This is a genomic window from Streptomyces sp. NBC_01477 (assembly GCF_036227245.1).
Classification (GTDB): domain Bacteria; phylum Actinomycetota; class Actinomycetes; order Streptomycetales; family Streptomycetaceae; genus Actinacidiphila.
Map to the genome: position 1 here is coordinate 6,626,143 of NZ_CP109445.1, position 16,365 is coordinate 6,642,507.

Consider the following 16,365-nt stretch of genomic DNA (forward strand, 5'->3'; position numbering starts at 1 on the left):
ATTTAAGACATTACGCTCCGGCGTGTCGGGAAGGTGCGGGGGCTACGCCTCCGCGGCCTCCTCCGAGGGCTCCTCGGCGGCTTCCCCGGCCGCCTCCTCCACGGTTCCCGCTTCCGGGGGGAGTTCGGCCGACAGGGCCGCCGCGGCCTGGAGCAGCGGCAGCGCGAGCAGTGCGCCGACGCCGCCGCCCACCCGGATGCCGTGGTCGAGCAGCGGGTCGAGCGAGACCCGGTCCAGCGCCTTGGCCTGGCCCGGCTCGCCGGTGGCGTGGCCGGCCAGCCACCAGTCCGGCGCCCGGAAGGCGACGCGCTGGCCGACCAGCGCGCACGCCGCGCCGACGACTCCGTCGAGCACCACCGGCAGCTTGCGTACCGCCGCCTGGAGCAGGAAGCCGGTCATCGCGGCGAAGTCGGCGCCGCCGACGGTGGCGAGCAGCGCGATCTGGTCGCCCAGCACCGGGCGCGCCCGGCGCAGCGCGTCCCGGATCGCGGCGCACTTGCGCATCCAGGCCAGGTCGTCGATGCCGGATCCGCGGCCGGTGACCACGGAGGCGTCGGTGCCGCACAGCGCGGCGATCAGCACGGCGGCCGGGGTCGTACCGCCGACACTCAGGTCGCCGAGCAGCACCAGGTCGGTGCCGGCGTCCGCGTGCCGGTCCGCCAGGTCCATCCCGGTGCGGAAGGCCTGCTCGGCCTCCTCCCGGGTCAGCGCGTCCTCGACGTCGATACGCCCCGAGCCGCGGCGCACCCGATACGCCGTCACCTCGCCGGGCAGGTCCGCCGGATCGCAGTCCAGCGCCATGTCGATGACGTCGACCGGTACGCCGAACCGGCGGGCGATCACGTTCACCGGGGCCGTGCCGTCGATCGCGGCCCGCGCCAGGGCACTTGCCGTGCCGGGCTTTCTGGCCGAGACGTCGCGTTCCGCGATGCCGTGGTCGGCGGCGAAGAGCAGCACGCGGGGGGAGGTGAGGGGGCGTACCGGCACGACGCCCTGTACGGCGGCCAGCCAGTCCGCCAACTCCGCGGTCTTTCCCAGGCCCTCGGCGGGCCGTACGAGGGCCTGCCACCTCTCCGCCGAGTCGCGCCGCGGGCTTGCGTCGGGGCGCTCCACGAGGGAGCCGAAGTCGTCGAGCTCGATGCCACTCACGCGCCGAACAGTACCGTCCACCGGCCTGGCCCGGCTCTCTGGGGCCTCCAGCCCCACCCCTCCGCCGGCGCGGGCTCGGGGGTGCCGCTCCGCTGGCGCGGGGCGGGGGGGGGTCTGGCGGTTCCCCTTCGGCGGGGGGTGCCTCTCCGCTGGCGCGGGGCTGGGGTGCCGGCTGCGTCGGTGGGTGCGCTTCCCGCTGGCGCGGGGCTGGGGTTCTGGCGGTTCGCCTGCGTCAGGGGGTGCCTCTCCGCTGGCGCGGGGCTGGGGTGCCGGCTGCGTCGGTGGGTGCGCTTCCGCCGGGGGCGGGGGGTCTGGCGGTTCCCCTTCGGCGGGGGTGCCCACCAGGGGCGCGGGGAACTGCGCGCTCAGCCGTCCACCGGCCGGTGGTCCGGATCGGACCGAAGTGACCCTTCGGGTCGGTGACGACCCGCGCGCCGGTGGGGGCTGGGGGCGCAGTTCCCCGCGCCCCTGGGGTGGTGCGGTCCGTCCGCACGTGACGGTCGTGGTGGGGTGCTCGCGCCGTTCCTCGCGCCCCTGCGGGGCACGTCCCGCCGGGCGGACAGCGCGCGGCATCGTGGCTGGTCGCGCAGTTCCTCGCGCCCCTGCGGGGATGCGGCCATGGGCGGATGGGCTAGCGGAGGGGGAGGGGGAGGCCGGCCGTGACGAGGAGGACGTGGTCGGACTCCGCCGCCATCGCAGCGTTGAGCCGCCCCAGCTCGTCGCGGAAGCGACGCCCCGCCGGGGTGGCGGGGACGACCCCCGACCCGACCTCGTTCGAGACGGCCACGGCGGTGCGACGGGTCGCACGCCACGCCGCGGCGAGCTCAGCGGCGCGAGCCCGCACGCGTCGCGCACCCCCATTGCGCCAGACATCGTCGTCCCAGGCGTTCGCCGCGTCGAGGACGCCGGTGAGCCACAGGGCGAGGCAGTCGATGAGCACGGGCGGCCCGGAGGCGTCGGCGAGGAGCGGGAGGAGGTCGCGGGTCTCCAGGGTGCGCCAGCCGACCGGGCGGCGCTCACGGTGCAGGGCGACCCGGTCGGCCCAGTCGGCGTCACCCTCGCGGGTACCGCCGGTGGCGACGTAGAGGACGTCGGGGAAAGCGGCGAGGCGGCGCTCGGCCTCGGCGGACTTGCCGGAGCGGGCGCCGCCCAGCACAAGGGTGCGCCGCGGTACATCGGGCACGGCGTGATAGTCGCCGACGACCAGCGTCGTCCCGTCGGGCACGGCCCTGGCGCCGTACGCGGCCAGCCGCCGGCCCAGCTCGGGCTGCGGCGGCGCGTCGTGGCCGACATGGACGGCGACGACGTCGGTCGTACGGGTCACCGCGCCCGCCGCCCGCAGCCGGGCGAGCGCGTCGGGCCGCCCGACCGCGTCGAGCAGCACCAGGTGGTAGGGCGGTTCGTCGCTGCCGTCGAGGCCGGCCGGTGAGCAGCCGGGCGGTACGTACAGCAGCCGCAGGCCGTCGGGCGACTCGACGGCGTAACCCGTGCCGGGCGCGTCCATGGGGACGGCCCGCACCTTGTGGCCGGTGATCAGGGTGAGCCGCTGCCCGTCCGGCACCCGGGTGGGCGCGGGCAGGCCGGCCGGGATCTCGACCGCGGGGCCGTCGTGCGGGTGCGAGAGCAGCACGAGGCGCAGCCCCGCGAGGCTGCGCCCGGCGCGGGCCGCGGCCAGGGCCACGCCCGGCGTCAGGTCGAGCAGCACCACGCCGTCGACCAGGACGGCGCTCGGGGCGCGCCCGCCCGCTCCGACGGCGAGAGCGCAGGCCGCGCACGGGCAGTCCGGGATCGGCAGGCCCTCGGGCCCCGCGGTGCCGAGCAGAGTCGCTTCCACGGCACGATCGTCTCGCGTCGCGGCCCGCGGGGCGCGCGGGGTCCGCCATGTGGCGACAGCCACACCGCCGCCCTGTGCCGTTACGCTGCCTTGGCAGGCCCCCGCAGCACCCTGGACCCTGGACTTCCGGACTTACGGACTCTGTACCGAGGAGACATACATGGCGTGGACGTGGCGGTTCGAGAAGGCCGACGGCACCGAGGTGGAGCCCGCGGTGCAGCCCGAGGAATTCACCACGCAGGGCGACGCCGAGTCCTGGCTCGGCGAGGTCTGGAAGGACCTGGTCGAAGGCGGCGCGGACCAGGTCGTCCTGTCCGACGGCGACACGAAGATCTACGGCCCGATGAGCCTGCACGCCGACGCCTGACCGGTGCGTCCCCCGCGCCCGCGGGGGACGCACCCCGCCTCACCCCAGCGAGCCCAGCGTCACCTGGGACGTCTTGGTCGCACCGTCCCTGTCGTAGGTCACCGGCACCTTCGTGCCCGGGGTGACGGCGGCCAGCACGGCCGTGAGGGACTGCACGCTGGTGATCTGCGTACTGCCGACCTTGGTGATCACGTCACCGGCCCGCAGCCCGGCCTTGGCGGCGGCGCCGCCCTTGGTGACCGAGACGATCGCGACGCCCGCGGGCTGCTGGTTCTGGTCGACGACACCGCGTACGGTCACGTCGAGCGCGGCCCGGCCGGAGTCGGTGACCTTGCCGTTCTTGATGATCTGGTCGGCGATCCGCTTCACCGTGGACGACGGGATCGCGAAGCCGATGCCGGGCGCGGCCCCGCTGCCGAACTGCGGGTCGGTCGCGGCGAGGGTGGGGATGCCGATCACCTGGTTGCCGAGGTTGACCAGGGCGCCGCCGCTGTTGCCCGGGTTGATCGCGGCGGACGTCTGCACCATGTCGGGGATCGTCGCCCCGGTGCCGCCGCCCGACCCGCTCTCGCTGACGGTACGGCCGGTCGCCGACACGATGCCCTGCGTGACGCTGCTGGACAGGCCGAGCGGATTGCCCATCGCCAGCACGATCTCGCCGACCCCGACCTTGGCGGAGTCGCCGAAGTCGGCGGGCTTGAGGCCCTTCGGCGGGGACGTCAGCCGGATCACGGCGAGGTCGTTGGCGGGGAAGGACGAGACGAGCTTCGCGCTGAGCGGGCTGCCGCCGGTGGCCAGCGACACCTGGAAGGTCTTCGCATTGCCGATGACATGGGCGTTCGTGACGATGTCGCCCTTGCTGTCGTAGACGACGCCGGAGCCGAGGTCCTGCTGGGTGGTGATCTGGACGACCGACGGCAGGACGTCCTTGACGGTGTTCTGGTACGCGGTCTGCAGGTCGGTGCCGCCGCTCGCCGCGACTTCTCTGACGTTGGCCTCGGGGGAGGAGGCCTTTTCGGCTCCGCCGGAGCTGCAGGCGGTCGCCGCCAGCGCCAGCAGGGCGCAGGCGGCTGCGCCGGGCAGTAGTGACGTGCTGCGCGATGAACTCATGCGCAAATTGTGGCTTTCCGCCCGCCCCGGCACTCGCCGTCGGCGTCCAATCGGGTCGTTCCCGGGGTGACAGCCGCTCACGGCGGTGTCCCGGAGGGGGCGCGGGCGATCGGCCGCTACGGCGGCGCGGAAGTGCCGCGAGGGCAATCACCCAGCGGCGCCGGGAACTGCGCGACCGGCCCACCCGGGGAAGGTCCGGGGGCAGCCTGGCGCGGCCGGGAGGGCCGGAGGGGGCGGAAGCCTAGGCGCGCAGACCGCAGACGTGCAGCAGCGCGCCCACCCCCCGGTAGGGATCGGCGCGGCCCGCCGCCTCCTCGGCGTCGAGGAGCGCCGCCAGGGCGCCCGGGTCCGCGGGGACCACCGCGTGGTCCGGCGCGGTGTCGGTGAAGACCCGCACCCCGTACCACGTGTGCAGCGGCACCCCGATCCCGGCCAGCGTCGCCGTCAGCGGCGCCAGCCGGTCCGCTCGGGTGGCGAGCCCCAGCCGGTTGACGTAGCCGTCGGAGCCGAAGGCCCGCAGCGCGGAGGACCAGTCGCCGAGCAGGCCGGGGCGCATGGCCAGCGCGTCACCGTTGCGTACGACCAGGGACAGCAGGCCCCCCGGTGCCAGCACCCGGGCGAGCGCGGCGAGCATCGGCTCGGGGTCGGGCACGTACATGAGCACCCCATGGCACAGGACCACGTCGAAGCACGCCGGCCCGAAGTGCCGGCCGGTCTCGCGGCCGTCGCCCTGGAGCACGACGAGCCGGCCGCGTACGTCGTCCGGCTCCGCCGCCACCGCCGCCCGCAGGGCACCCAGCATCGCCGGATCGGCCTCAAGGCCGGTCACGAGGTGCCCGGCGCGGGCGAGCCGCAGTGCCTGCGTGCCCTGCCCGGGGCCGATGTCCAGCACCCGGAGCCGCCGGACGGCGTGGGCGCCGGAGGCGGGCGGGAAGTGCGCGGCGAGCCGTTCGTCCAGCTGCCGCGCGACCAGCTCCTGCCGGACGGTGTTCCGCAGCCCGCCGAGGTTGGCCAGCCAGGTGTCCGCGCCGCCGTGGAATCCGCCCGCGCCCGGGGCGGGGGGTCCGCCGGGGACGTACGCGTTCAGAGCTTGGCGCCGCGCTGGACCTGCGGCTTGGGCAGCCGCATCCGGCGCATCTGGAGCGTCCGCATCAGGCCGTAGGTGACGGCACGCCTGGTGTTCTGGTCGGGGAAGCGCTTGGCCAGCTGGCGGCGCAGCGCGAAGCCGGTGATCACCGAGTCCACCAGGATCAGCACGATCACCAGCACCCACAGGAACAGCGAGAGCGTCTGCACCGCCGGCATGAGGCTGCCGATCAGGATCAGCACCGCCATGGGCAGGAAGAACTCGGCGACCCGGTAGCGGGAGTCCACGTAGTCGCGGGTGAACCTGCGTACGGGGCCCTGGTGCGCGGCCGGCAGGTTGCGCTCGTCGCCGTTGGCCAGCGCTTCGCGGCGCTTGGCCAGGTCCACCCGGCGGGCCTCGCGCGCCGCCTTGGTGGCGGACTTGCGGTCGGTCGGGGTGCTGGCGGCCTTGCGGCGCTGCTGCTGGGACTCGTTGCGCTTGGGCGTGGGGCGACCCTTGGGAGCCTGCGGGTCGCGGGGCTGGTCCTTGTCGAGCACCGCAGTGGTGGTCGAGGACTGCTCATCTGGGGAACGGCGTCGGAACACGTCTCCCAGGTTACGTGCTTCCGCCGCCCGACCCCAGCCCCCTGCGTACTACCTGGGCATGGGGTCACCGAACCGTGATCGTCCTTGCGGATGAGCGCATCCGGGTCTGAACAGTGCGGTAATGGAACCAAGGCCCGTAGGCTGGGGTCTGTAGAGGTGCTGGAGCAGTTGCCGGAGAAGGGGGCGCGCGAGGCCCATGAGCGGTGTCATGAAGCGGATGGGACTGATCTTCCGCGCGAAGGCCAACAAGGCCCTGGACAGGGCCGAGGACCCGCGCGAGACGCTTGACTACTCGTACCAGAAGCAGCTGGAGCTGCTGCAGAAGGTACGGCGGGGTGTGGCCGATGTCGCCACCTCCCGCAAGCGGCTCGAACTGCAGCTGACCGAGCTGCAGAAGAAGTCGGCGACGTATGAGGACCAGGGCCGCAAGGCGCTCGCGCTCGGGCGCGAGGACCTGGCCCGTGAGGCGCTCTCCCGGCGGGCGGCCCTGCAGCAGCAGGTCACCGACCTGGAGACGCAGCACACCACGCTGCAGGGCGAGGAGGAGAAGCTCACACTCGCCTCCCAGCGCCTGCAGGCCAAGGTGGACGCCTTCCGTACGAAGAAGGAGACCATCAAGGCCACCTACACCGCCGCCCAGGCGCAGACCCAGATCGGCGAGGCCTTCTCCGGCATCTCCGAGGAGATGGGCGACGTCGGCATGGCGATCCAGCGTGCCGAGGACAAGACCGAGCAGCTGCGGGCCCGCGCGGGAGCGCTGGACGAGCTGATCGCCTCCGGCGCCCTGGACGACCCGACCGGTATGGCCAAGGACGACCTCCAGGCCGAGCTGGACCGGATCTCCGGCGGCAGCGATGTCGAGCTGGAGCTGCAGCGGATGAAGGCCGAGCTGGCCGGTGGCAGCCCCCAGCAGGCGATCGAGGGCGGCAAGGGCGGCCGTGACGCGCAGGGCCAGCCGCAGGACACCCCGCGGTTCGACAAGCAGTGAGCGAGCAGTAGGCAAGCAGCAGGGCAGGCCGAGGCGGCCCGCCGGCGGTCGCGCCGGCAGCAGCCACCCGGCACGCGGTCACCGGCAGTGATGCCCGGCCGTAATGCCGTAATGGAGCCGCAACGGAGGAGGCCGTCATGATCGCGCGGATCATGGGGGAGGGCCAGGTGAGGTTGGCGGACGCCGCCCTCACCGAGCTGAACGAGCTGGACAATGAGCTGCTCGCCGCAGTGGAGGCCGGTGACGAGGAGGATTTCCGGCGGACGCTGGGCGCCCTGCTCGACTCCGTCCGCCGGCTGGGCGAGCCGCTTCCGGATGACGCGCTGGCACCGTCCGAGCTGATCCTCCCCACGGCGGACGCCACCTTGGACGAGGTCAGGGCCATGCTCAAGGACGACGGCCTGATCCCGGGCTAGAGACGCTGCGGACCGGTCTTCCGGTGCGATCGGTGCGGACCGTGCGCCGCAATACAGTGGCTGCCGTGCAGCATCCCAGGAGGGCGTCAGGGCGGCCCGCCCGGTGGCCGGCCGTGCCGCGCCGCAGGGTGCTGTGGGCGGTGCTGCTGCTCGCCGGCGCGCTCTCGACGCTGCTCGTGGTGCGGCACTGGGCCGACGGCTGGGTGATCGCCGTCTTCGCGTGGGCCGGGACCGCCGCGGCGGCGTGCGACGCCGTGCGGAGCCGCCGCGCCTATGCCGCCGCGATCGAGGAGCGGGCGCTGCGGGCCGAGCAGACCCGCGAGGAAGAGGCCAGGCGCCGGGTCGCGGAGGAGCGGCTGCGGATAGCCCGCGAACTGCACGATGTCGTCGCCCACCAGATCGCGCTGGCCAATGTGCAGGCCGGCGTCGCCGCCCACGTCATGGACCGCCGTCCCGACCAGGCCAAGCAGGCGCTGGCGCACGTACGCGAGGCGAGCCGGTCCGCACTGGACGAACTGCGGGCCACCGTAGGACTGTTGCGGCAGCGGGGGGAGCCGGCGGCGCCGATGGAGCCGGCCCCGGGGCTCGATCTGCTCGACCAGCTGCTCGACGGCTTCCGGCGGGCCGGGCTGCGGGTCACCTTCGAGGAGCGCGCCAATGGCGATCCGGCGCCGCTCCCGCGGGGGCCGCTGCCGGCCAGCGTCGACCTCACCGCCTACCGGGTGATCCAGGAGTCGCTGACCAACGTCCAGAAGCACGCGGGGCCCGGCGCGGGCGCGATCGTGCGGATCAGGCGCGACCCGGGGGCCCTTGAGGTCATGGTGGACGACGACGGGGCGCCGGGGACCGCGGAGTCGCTGCTGCCCGCGCCGAGCCTGCCGCGGCCGGACGCGGCGGGCGACGGCAGCTCGCAGGTGCCGCCCGGCGTCCCCTGCCCCGGCCGCCCCACCGAGCGCGGCAGCGGCGGGCACGGCCTGCTCGGGATGTACGAGCGGGCCAGCGCGCTCGGCGGTGTCTGCCAGGCCGGGGTCCGTCCCGGCGGCGGCTTCCGGGTCTGGGTCCGGCTGCCGCTGTCCGTCCCGCCGCGCACCCACCGCCAGCACCAGGCGGCCCCGGCGGCGGCCCCCGCGTCCGCCCCCGCGGACGGCGCGTGCGGCTGACCGCGGCGCCCGCTCCCGGCGGAACCGCCCGGGGTCAGGAGCGCGGACCCACCGAGGGGTCCGTGGTCACAGGAAGAGCTGCGAGGGGATGTACGGATTGGGCGGGCGCATCCCGCGCAGGCACACATAGCCGGCGTTGGAGATCTCAAGGCCCGCCGCGATACCGACGTCCACCGCCCACTCCTGCTCCGCGGTCAGCCCTGCCATCCGCACCGGGCGGCCCTGCGGCATGCTCACCAGGGCCGCGGTCAGCAGCCGGGTGGCCAGCCGCCTGGAGGTCGCCGCCAGCAGTTCGACCCCGCGCTCGTCGGCGTAGCAGTAGCCGCTGCCGGCCAGGTCGTCGACCACGAACAGCCGGAAGTGCCGCGGCAGTTCCTCGTGGTCGGGGCCGTGGGCGCCGCCGCGGGTGCGGCGGTCGACGGAGTCCATCAGGTCGCGGTGCCTGACGGTGCCCGCGTGCACGGCGCCGTCCAGCGGCGCCAGGCCCGCCGGATCGACCACCCCGGTCAGCCGCATCGCCGGGTGCAGCGTGAAGCCGGCCCTGCGGTACGTACGGGCGGCGGCCGGGTGCCGCGAGCCGCAGATGACGCCGCGCAGACAGGCCCGCCCGTGCACCAGCGCCCGCGCCATCAGGGCCTTGCCGACCCCCTTGCCCTGCGCGCCGGGCGTCACCGCGAGCAGCGACAGGCCCCAGGTGCCCTCACGCCGGGAGGAGAGCACCGCGCCCACCGGGCCCGCCGCCTCGTCCTGGGCGATCCAGCAGCCGCCCGGGTCGGTCCTGGCCAGATGGCGGGTCCTGCCGCGCTCGGCCGCCACGGAGCCTGGGGCGTCCGTCGGGTCGCCCTTGAGTACGTGTGGGGCGCCGAAGGCGGCGGCGGTGACCTCCCGCACGACTTCGGCGTCCTCCTCGTCGTCACGAACCGGTCGAAGAATCACCGCTCCATCATTGCCCCGTACGGCATCGGCCGGGAGGGGGATTACGGCAGGGCGAGCATCTGTTCCAGGGCCAGCTTGGCGAAGTGCTCGGTCTCGGCGTCGACCTCGATCCGGTTGACCGGCTTGCCGTCGGCCAGCGACTCCAGCGCCCACACCAGGTGCGGCAGGTCGATGCGGTTCATGGTCGAGCAGAAGCAGACGGTCTTGTCGAGGAAGACGATCTGCTTGTCCGGGTGCGCTTTGGCGAGCCGGCGCACCAGGTTCAGTTCGGTGCCGATCGCCCAGGCCGAGCCGGCGGGGGCCGCGTCCAGCATCGCGATGATGTGCTCGGTCGAGCCGACGTGGTCGGCGGCCGTGACGACCTCGTGCTTGCACTCGGGGTGCACCAGCACCTGGACGCCGGGTATGCGGGCGCGGACGTCCTCGACCGACTCCAGCGAGAAGCGGCCGTGCACCGAGCAGTGGCCGCGCCACAGGATCATCTTCGCGTCCCGCAGCTGCTCGGGGGTCAGCCCGCCGCCCGGCTTGTGCGGGTTGTAGACGACGCAGTCCTCCAGCGCGATGCCCAGGTCCCGTACCGCGGTGTTGCGCCCCAGGTGCTGGTCGGGCAGGAAGAGCACCTTCTCGCCCTGGGAGAAGGCCCATTCCAGCGCGCGCCGCGCGTTGGAGGAGGTGCAGATCGTGCCGCCGTGCCGGCCGGTGAAGGCCTTGATGTCGGCCGAGGAATTCATGTACGACACCGGGACGGTGATGTCGGCGATCCCTGCGTCGGCGAGCACGTCCCAGCACTCGGCGACCTGTTCCGCGCCGGCCATGTCGGCCATCGAGCAGCCGGCCGCCAGGTCGGGCAGGATCACCTGCTGGCGCTCCGAGGTGAGGATGTCGGCGGACTCCGCCATGAAGTGGACACCGCAGAAGACGATGTACTCCGCCTCCGGCCTGGCCGCCGCGTCCCTGGCCAGCTTGAAGGAGTCACCGGTCACATCGGCGAACTCGATCACTTCGTCGCGCTGGTAGTGGTGGCCGAGGATGAAGACCTTCCCGCCGAGCCGGGCCTTGGCGGCCCTGGCGCGCTCCACCAGGTGCGGATCGGAGGGCGCCGGCAGGTCACCGGGGCAGTCCACGCCGCGCTCGCTGCGCGGGTCGGATTCGCGGCCGAGCAGCAGCAGCGCGAGCGGGGTGGGCTCTACGTCCAGAGGTTCTGTGGTGGTGGTCACGGGCCGGACGCCCTTTCTTTGCGGCTCTCTGCAGCGCAGACCTTTTCGTCTACTTGACGTTATCTATCATAGCCCGTTCGCGTCAGATTGACGATGCCCGGTCCTGTCGATGTGACGCATTCGTCCATCGCCGCCGCGCGCGGGCGGCCGTGTGCGAGCATGGTGGGGACGAAGACACCGCGGACTCGCTCGACCCGGCCGGAATGAATCCGGAAGGGCGCCGGTTAGCAGTCGGTAAGCCAGTAGTCCGTACAACCCGGGAGTGAAGCAGATGACGGTTCAGGACGAGACCACCACCACGGACGGCATCCTCCTGTCCGACGCCGCCGCCGGCAAGGTGAAGAGCCTGCTGGAGCAGGAGGGCCGCGAAGACCTCGCGCTGCGGGTCGCCGTCCAGCCCGGCGGCTGCTCGGGCCTGCGCTACCAGCTCTTCTTCGACGAGCGTTCGCTCGACGGCGACGTGGTCAAGGACTTCGGCGGCGTCAAGGTCGTCACCGACCGGATGAGCGCCCCGTACCTGGGCGGCGCCTCCATCGACTTCGTGGACACCATCGAGAAGCAGGGCTTCACCATCGACAACCCGAATGCCACGGGTTCCTGCGCCTGCGGCGACTCCTTCCACTGAGTCCGTACGGGCCGGGCCCCGGTCCCCAGCGGGCCGGAGCACGAAGCGGCGGCACCCCCGAGCGGGGTGCCGCCGCTTCCTTGTCCCGCAGCCGAGCCGACCCCCGTACGGTTCGGCGGCCGGACGCTCAGGACCCCTTGACCGCCGCGCCGCTCGCCGCGTCCACGACCGTACGGCCGCCGAGCGGCCGGTCCAGCCGGACCGACGCGGTCTGCGCCTTCAGGACCGCCGCGCAGGGCGCGCCCGGCGTCTTGTCCTTGCCGGTCACCGATACCCGCACCTGGCCGCCGCTCTCGGCCGCGGAGGCCGTGTACGTCTGGCAGATCCCGCCCCAGAAGGTCAGCGTCAGGGAGCTGCCCTGCAGCCGGTAGCCGGACACCGTCGCCCGGTGCGCCCCGTCCGCGGCCGGGGGAGTCGCGGGCGGGACCGGCGAGGGTCCGCCCGGCGCCGTGCTGCCGCCGCCGCTGCCCCCGAGGTCCGCCGGGTTCACCGCCTGCTGGGCGATCACCGACCCCTGGGCCGCCCCCTGCGGCACCGCCGTGAAGAGCCAGGCGGGTACCAGGGCGTCGCCGCCGGGTGCGAACTGCGTGGCCAGGCCGAATTCCGCGCCCGTGATGTCGGTCGGCGGCGCCTGCGGTGCCACGCACGGCAGTGAGTGCGGCAGCGTCTTGTCCTGGCCCGGCACGGTGGGCGGGGCGGCCGAGGACGCGGCATTCCCGCCGGGCTGCCGCGCTGTGCCGCTGCCGGGCATCGGCACCTTGCAGGAGTCCGGACGCATGACCCGGGCCGAGGACAGCTCCTTGAACGCCTGGTCCGCGCTGATCACGGAGTAGCTCTCGCCCTTGGCCAGCCCCGACAGCCGGCCGTGCCCGCCGACGAGCCGCCCGTTCGGGTCGACGTCCAGGCCGGTGTCCCAGCCGTGCGTGGGCAGGCCGCCGACCACCGGGTCCGCGGTCACCGTACGGATCGAGGCCGCCGTCCTGGTCGCGTCGATCCGCGCGTCCGACAGGCCGAGTTCGGCGAGCACGGGCGCCGCCGCCGTTTCCGCCTGCTGCTCGGGGACCGCCGGGGTGCCCGTGCCGGGGGCGGGGCCGGTCGCCTTCTGCGAGGCCGGGCCGCCGTCCGCGGCGCCGCCTGCGGAGGGCGGCGGGACCTTCGGCAGCGCGGGCGGCACCATCGTGGCGGCGCCCGGCACGCCCTGCCCGTTGCGGGCGTACGACCAGGTGCCGGGCGCGGCCTGGCTCGCCAGCAGCGCGGGCCCGGTACCGTCCGCCGCGCCCACCCGCCAGGAGCCGTGGTCGTCCACCACCGGCCCCGGCAGCCCCAGCAGCGCCGCCAGCCGGCCGACCGCGGCCCGGTCGGCGCCGCTGTCGGGCCGGTAGAGCGGCGCCGACTTCGGGCCGTTCTTCGGCAGGGTGCCGGTCAGCCGGTAGTCGCCGCCGGCCGGCCCCGCGGTGACCTGGCCGGGCGGCGCGGCGGCCGGGCCGGACGAGGAAGGACCTGGCCGGCTGCTCACGGTCTTCCCGCCGCCGTCCGCCGACACCGCCCAGTACGCGCCGCCGCCGGCCGCCGCCAGCACCGCGGCGGCCACCAGTGCCACCGTCAGCCGTCGCCCGCGCGGCGGCCGTTCGCCGTCGTGCCCGTCCGTGGACCCGTCGACGAGGATGTCGTCGTCCGCTCCGGCCGGGTGGTGGCCCGCACCGGTCTCATGGACCTCATGGTCGTCGCGATCGCTCACCGCGCACACTCCTCGGTTCCGTCAACCGTCAGGTGCTGATGAGACGTGGCCGGCAGTCAACCGGTTCCCCCGGGCCTGTCGCGCGGGTCAGTCGCCGAACTCCGCCATGCCGGCCACCACATGGGCCGACGCCGCAGGAACGGTGATGCCGCGCAGGCCGGCCGGGGTGACGGCCCGCTCACCGAGTGCCGGGACGCGCCAGTGCGCGGCCATCCGCCGGGAGTCGCCGATCAGCTGCTCCAGCGAATCCGGCTCCGCGAGCGGAAGCGGGGCGGAGGGGGACGGGGGAGCCGTGGTACGCGGGGTAGACCTCATACCCCCGACCCTAGGCACGGCCCGGCCGGGGAGAAAGCCCTACTATCGGGTAGTTCCGCCGCGTCCCCCGGGTTCACCAGCGGGAACGGCGGGTAATCCTTGGATGTCCCGGCCGGGCCGCGGTTTGCCGGTAGCGTGGACGACTGCCCAGACCGACGCAACCCCCGTGTACGAATCCCCCGCCCTCAGGAGCCTGCCGCCGTGCGTATCGCCGTCACCGGATCCATCGCCACCGACCACCTGATGACCTTCCCCGGCCGGTTCGCCGACCAACTGGTCGCCGATCAGCTGCACACGGTTTCGCTGTCGTTCCTGGTCGACGCCCTCGATGTGCGGCGCGGCGGGGTCGGCGCCAACATCTGCTACGGCATGGGCCTGCTCGGCACCTCGCCGATCCTGGTCGGCGCGGCGGGCAACGACTTCGGCGAATACCGCGCCTGGCTCCAGCGGCACGGCGTGGACACCGCCTCGGTCCGTATCTCCGAGGTGCTGCACACCGCCCGCTTCATCTGCACCACCGACGCCGACCACAACCAGATCGGCTCCTTCTACACCGGCGCGATGAGCGAGGCCCGGCTGATCGAGCTCCAGCACGTCGCCGACCGGGTCGGCGGCCTCGACCTGGTGCTGATCGGCGCGGACGACCCCGAGGCGATGATCCGGCACACCGAGGAGTGCATCACCCGCGGCATCCCCTTCGGCGCGGACTTCTCCCAGCAGATCGCCCGGATGGACGGCGACGACATCCGGACCCTCGTCAACGGCGCCGCGTACCTGTTCAACAACGAGTACGAAAAGGGCCTGATCGAGACCAAGACCGGCTGGAGCGGCGAGGAGATCCTGGACCGGGTCGGCACCCGGGTCACCACGCTCGGCGCGCACGGCGTGCGGATCGACCGCAAGGGCGAGCAGCCGATCGAGGTCGGCTGCGCCGAGGAGCAGGCGAAGATCGACCCGACCGGCGTCGGCGACGGCTTCCGGGCCGGCTTCCTGTCCGGCCTGGCGTGGGGCGTCGGCCTGGAGCGCGCGGCGCAGGTCGGCTGCATGGTCGCCACGCTGGTCATCGAGACGCTGGGCACGCAGGAGTACGAGCTGCGGCGCACGCACTTCATGGAGCGCTTCACCAAGGCGTACGGCGAGGACGCCGCCGCCGAGGTCCGCCACCACCTCCCGGCCTGACCCTGGCCCTTGCCGGGCTGCGCCTCCCCGGGGCGGGTCAGGCGCGGCGGCGGACGAGGTAGGCGGTGCCGCGGGGGGCGGGGCGCGAGCCCAGATAGTCGTGGGCCCGCATGGAGCACCAGGCCGGGATGTCCAGCCCGGCCGCCTCGTCGTCGGACAGCACCGTCACCACGCCCCCGACGGGCACGTCGCCGATCACCTTGGCCAGCTCGATCACCGGGATCGGGCACAGCTTGCCGAGCGAGTCGACCACCAGGCCGTCCGCACCGGTCGGCCCGGCGGTCGCCCCGGCGGCTGCGGCTGCGGCTGCGGCGGCTCCAGCGGCCCCGGCGGTCGGCGCCCCGAGCTGCGCGCGCACCTCCGCGACCACCCCGGGGAGCACGTCGAGGAACCGCCCGACCTCCGCCTCGTCCGTGCCCGGCGGCAGCGACACCCGGACGTTGCCCTCGGACAGCACGCCCATCGCCTTGAGCACATGGCTGGGGGTCAGTGTGCCCGACGTGCAGGACGAGCCGGACGACACCGAGAAGCCGGCCCGGTCCAGCGCGGTCAGCAGCACCTCGCCGTCCACGTAGAGGCAGGAGAAGGTCACCAGGTGCGGCAGCCGCAGTGTGCCGTGCCCGACCACCTCGACGTCCGGCACCAGCTCGGGCACCCGCGCCCTGATCAGGTCCACCAGCGCCGACAGCCGGGCCGCCTCCCGCGCGGCCTCCGCGCGCACCGCGCGCAGCGACGCGGCGGCGGCCACGATCGCCGGCAGGTTCTCGAAGCCGGGGGAGCGGCCCGACTCCCGTTCGTCCGCCGGGTGCTGGGGCGCGAACCTCGTGCCCTTGCGCACCGCGAGCAGCCCCACCCCCGGCGGGCCGCCCCACTTGTGGGCGCTGCCGGCCAGCAGCGACCAGCCGCCGCCGACCGCGCCCCACGCCAGTGACTGCGCCGCGTCCACCAGCAGCGGCACCCCGGCCGCCCGGCACAGGTCGGCGACCTCGGCGACCGGCTGGACCGTGCCCACTTCGTGGTTCGCCGACTGGAGGCACACCAGCGCGGTGTCGGACCGCAGCGCCGCCGCAACGTCCCGCGGCGCGACCCGCCCGGTCCTGTCCACGCCGACCGCCGTGCTGTCGTAGGCGTCCGCGGCGTGCAGTACCGCCGAGTGCTCGACCGCCGGGACGACCACATGCCGGCCGGTCCTGCGCCGCCCGGCCATCGCCCCGGCGACACCGGAGTGCAGCGCGCGGGTGCCCGAAGGAGTGAAGACCAGTTCGTCGGGGCGGCATCCCACGGCCTCCGCCGCCGTCTGCCTGGCCGCGTCGAGCAGCAGCCTGGCCCGGCGCCCCTCGCGGTGGAGCCGGGCCGGATCCGCCCACCCCTCGTCGAGCGCGGCCAGCAGCGCCTGCCGGGCCACCGGGTGCAGCGGGGCGGCCGAAGCCATATCGAAATAGGACACCTCAGCACGCTACAACCCGGCCGCGGCGAAGAGCCGGGCGCAGTGTCAGAACAGCTCTCGGACGCGGGATTCCACCCCTTCGGGGAGAGCCCCGGCGCGTTGGACCCCCTCCCCGCGCGACCCCAAATAGCGTCCAGTAGGGTTTGGTCCGCATAAACATCCACACCTCATTGCCTGCAGCTCGGGCCGACCGACCAGCACACGGCCGGAACA

Annotated in this window: 15 protein-coding genes and 1 pseudogene; 6 read left to right on the top strand and 10 right to left on the bottom strand. The window is 74.2% G+C overall.

All coding sequences use genetic code 11. The features are described from left to right. Nucleotides 1–42: 42 nt before the first annotated feature. Together cobT and OHA86_RS28145 are read right to left on the bottom strand one after the other, a co-directional pair. Nucleotides 43–1,149 (bottom strand): nicotinate-nucleotide--dimethylbenzimidazole phosphoribosyltransferase, encoded by a 1,107-nt coding sequence (cobT, locus tag OHA86_RS28140; RefSeq protein WP_329179643.1) that lies wholly within the window; start codon nucleotides 1,147–1,149, stop codon nucleotides 43–45. A gap of 631 nt (nucleotides 1,150–1,780) precedes the next feature. After that, nucleotides 1,781–2,983 (bottom strand): bifunctional adenosylcobinamide kinase/adenosylcobinamide-phosphate guanylyltransferase, encoded by a 1,203-nt coding sequence (locus OHA86_RS28145; protein ID WP_329179645.1) that lies wholly within the window; start codon nucleotides 2,981–2,983, stop codon nucleotides 1,781–1,783. Between the two features lie 160 nt (nucleotides 2,984–3,143). Here OHA86_RS28145 and OHA86_RS28150 point away from each other — a divergent pair, with 160 nt between their 5' ends. After that, the gene (locus OHA86_RS28150; RefSeq protein ID WP_329179647.1) at nucleotides 3,144–3,350 is read left to right on the top strand and encodes a hypothetical protein; all 207 of its coding nucleotides are present in this window, start codon (nucleotides 3,144–3,146) and stop codon (nucleotides 3,348–3,350) included. Nucleotides 3,351–3,389: 39 nt separating this feature from the next. Here OHA86_RS28150 and OHA86_RS28155 read toward each other — a convergent pair whose 3' ends face one another. The 3 genes from OHA86_RS28155 to OHA86_RS28165 form a co-directional block, all read right to left on the bottom strand. Further along, complete coding sequence (locus OHA86_RS28155) at nucleotides 3,390–4,460, bottom strand: S1C family serine protease (protein WP_329179649.1); 1,071 nt, start codon at nucleotides 4,458–4,460, stop codon at nucleotides 3,390–3,392. Nucleotides 4,461–4,701: 241 nt separating this feature from the next. Then, on the bottom strand, nucleotides 4,702–5,475 hold the full coding sequence (locus OHA86_RS28160) for a class I SAM-dependent methyltransferase (RefSeq protein WP_443072026.1): 774 nt from the start codon (nucleotides 5,473–5,475) through the stop codon (nucleotides 4,702–4,704). 68 nt (nucleotides 5,476–5,543) lie between these two features. Further along, the gene (locus tag OHA86_RS28165) at nucleotides 5,544–6,131 is read right to left on the bottom strand and encodes a DUF3043 domain-containing protein (RefSeq protein WP_329179650.1); all 588 of its coding nucleotides are present in this window, start codon (nucleotides 6,129–6,131) and stop codon (nucleotides 5,544–5,546) included. A gap of 196 nt (nucleotides 6,132–6,327) precedes the next feature. Between OHA86_RS28165 and OHA86_RS28170 the strand changes: the two genes are divergently transcribed. The 3 genes and pseudogenes from OHA86_RS28170 to OHA86_RS28180 form a co-directional block, all read left to right on the top strand. Continuing rightward, nucleotides 6,328–7,119, top strand: a complete 792-nt coding sequence (locus OHA86_RS28170; protein ID WP_329179652.1) for a PspA/IM30 family protein — start codon at nucleotides 6,328–6,330, stop codon at nucleotides 7,117–7,119. Between the two features lie 137 nt (nucleotides 7,120–7,256). Then, complete coding sequence (pspAA, locus tag OHA86_RS28175; RefSeq protein ID WP_329179654.1) at nucleotides 7,257–7,535, top strand: PspA-associated protein PspAA; 279 nt, start codon at nucleotides 7,257–7,259, stop codon at nucleotides 7,533–7,535. Nucleotides 7,536–7,627: 92 nt separating this feature from the next. Further along, nucleotides 7,628–8,695, top strand: a pseudogene (locus tag OHA86_RS28180) (sensor histidine kinase); the annotation flags it as partial. Between the two features lie 66 nt (nucleotides 8,696–8,761). Here OHA86_RS28180 and OHA86_RS28185 read toward each other — a convergent pair. Both OHA86_RS28185 and nadA read right to left on the bottom strand, forming a co-directional pair. Then, nucleotides 8,762–9,631: a GNAT family N-acetyltransferase gene (locus OHA86_RS28185; protein ID WP_329179658.1), complete on the bottom strand. Its 870-nt coding sequence runs from the start codon at nucleotides 9,629–9,631 to the stop codon at nucleotides 8,762–8,764. Between the two features lie 41 nt (nucleotides 9,632–9,672). Beyond that, complete coding sequence (nadA, locus tag OHA86_RS28190; protein WP_329179660.1) at nucleotides 9,673–10,848, bottom strand: quinolinate synthase NadA; 1,176 nt, start codon at nucleotides 10,846–10,848, stop codon at nucleotides 9,673–9,675. A 271-nt stretch (nucleotides 10,849–11,119) separates the two neighbouring features. On the opposite strand from nadA, the gene OHA86_RS28195 reads away from it, so the two are divergent. Continuing rightward, nucleotides 11,120–11,473: a HesB/IscA family protein gene (locus OHA86_RS28195; protein ID WP_033176230.1), complete on the top strand. Its 354-nt coding sequence runs from the start codon at nucleotides 11,120–11,122 to the stop codon at nucleotides 11,471–11,473. Between the two features lie 127 nt (nucleotides 11,474–11,600). On the opposite strand, the gene OHA86_RS28200 is transcribed toward OHA86_RS28195, so the two are convergent. Next, nucleotides 11,601–13,211: a hypothetical protein gene (locus OHA86_RS28200; protein WP_329179662.1), complete on the bottom strand. Its 1,611-nt coding sequence runs from the start codon at nucleotides 13,209–13,211 to the stop codon at nucleotides 11,601–11,603. 87 nt (nucleotides 13,212–13,298) lie between these two features. Further along, a complete protein-coding gene (locus OHA86_RS28205) occupies nucleotides 13,299–13,526 on the bottom strand; it encodes a hypothetical protein (protein WP_329179664.1) in 228 nt (75 codons plus the stop codon). 201 nt (nucleotides 13,527–13,727) lie between these two features. Here OHA86_RS28205 and OHA86_RS28210 point away from each other — a divergent pair, with 201 nt between their 5' ends. Further along, complete coding sequence (locus OHA86_RS28210; RefSeq protein ID WP_329179665.1) at nucleotides 13,728–14,705, top strand: carbohydrate kinase family protein; 978 nt, start codon at nucleotides 13,728–13,730, stop codon at nucleotides 14,703–14,705. Nucleotides 14,706–14,742: 37 nt separating this feature from the next. Here the strand turns inward: OHA86_RS28210 and OHA86_RS28215 are convergent, their stop codons facing one another. Then, a complete protein-coding gene (locus tag OHA86_RS28215) occupies nucleotides 14,743–16,152 on the bottom strand; it encodes a cysteine desulfurase/sulfurtransferase TusA family protein (protein WP_329179667.1) in 1,410 nt (469 codons plus the stop codon). Nucleotides 16,153–16,365 lie beyond the last annotated feature (213 nt).

Coding starts and splice junctions, on each gene's coding strand:
- pspAA (WP_329179654.1), top strand. CDS start 7,257: ATGATCGCGCGGATCATGGGGGAGGGCCAGGTGAGGTTGGCGGACGCC.
- OHA86_RS28195 (WP_033176230.1), top strand. CDS start 11,120: ATGACGGTTCAGGACGAGACCACCACCACGGACGGCATCCTCCTGTCC.
- OHA86_RS28150 (WP_329179647.1), top strand. CDS start 3,144: ATGGCGTGGACGTGGCGGTTCGAGAAGGCCGACGGCACCGAGGTGGAG.
- OHA86_RS28205 (WP_329179664.1), bottom strand. CDS start 13,526: ATGAGGTCTACCCCGCGTACCACGGCTCCCCCGTCCCCCTCCGCCCCG.
- OHA86_RS28155 (WP_329179649.1), bottom strand. CDS start 4,460: ATGAGTTCATCGCGCAGCACGTCACTACTGCCCGGCGCAGCCGCCTGC.
- OHA86_RS28170 (WP_329179652.1), top strand. CDS start 6,328: ATGAGCGGTGTCATGAAGCGGATGGGACTGATCTTCCGCGCGAAGGCC.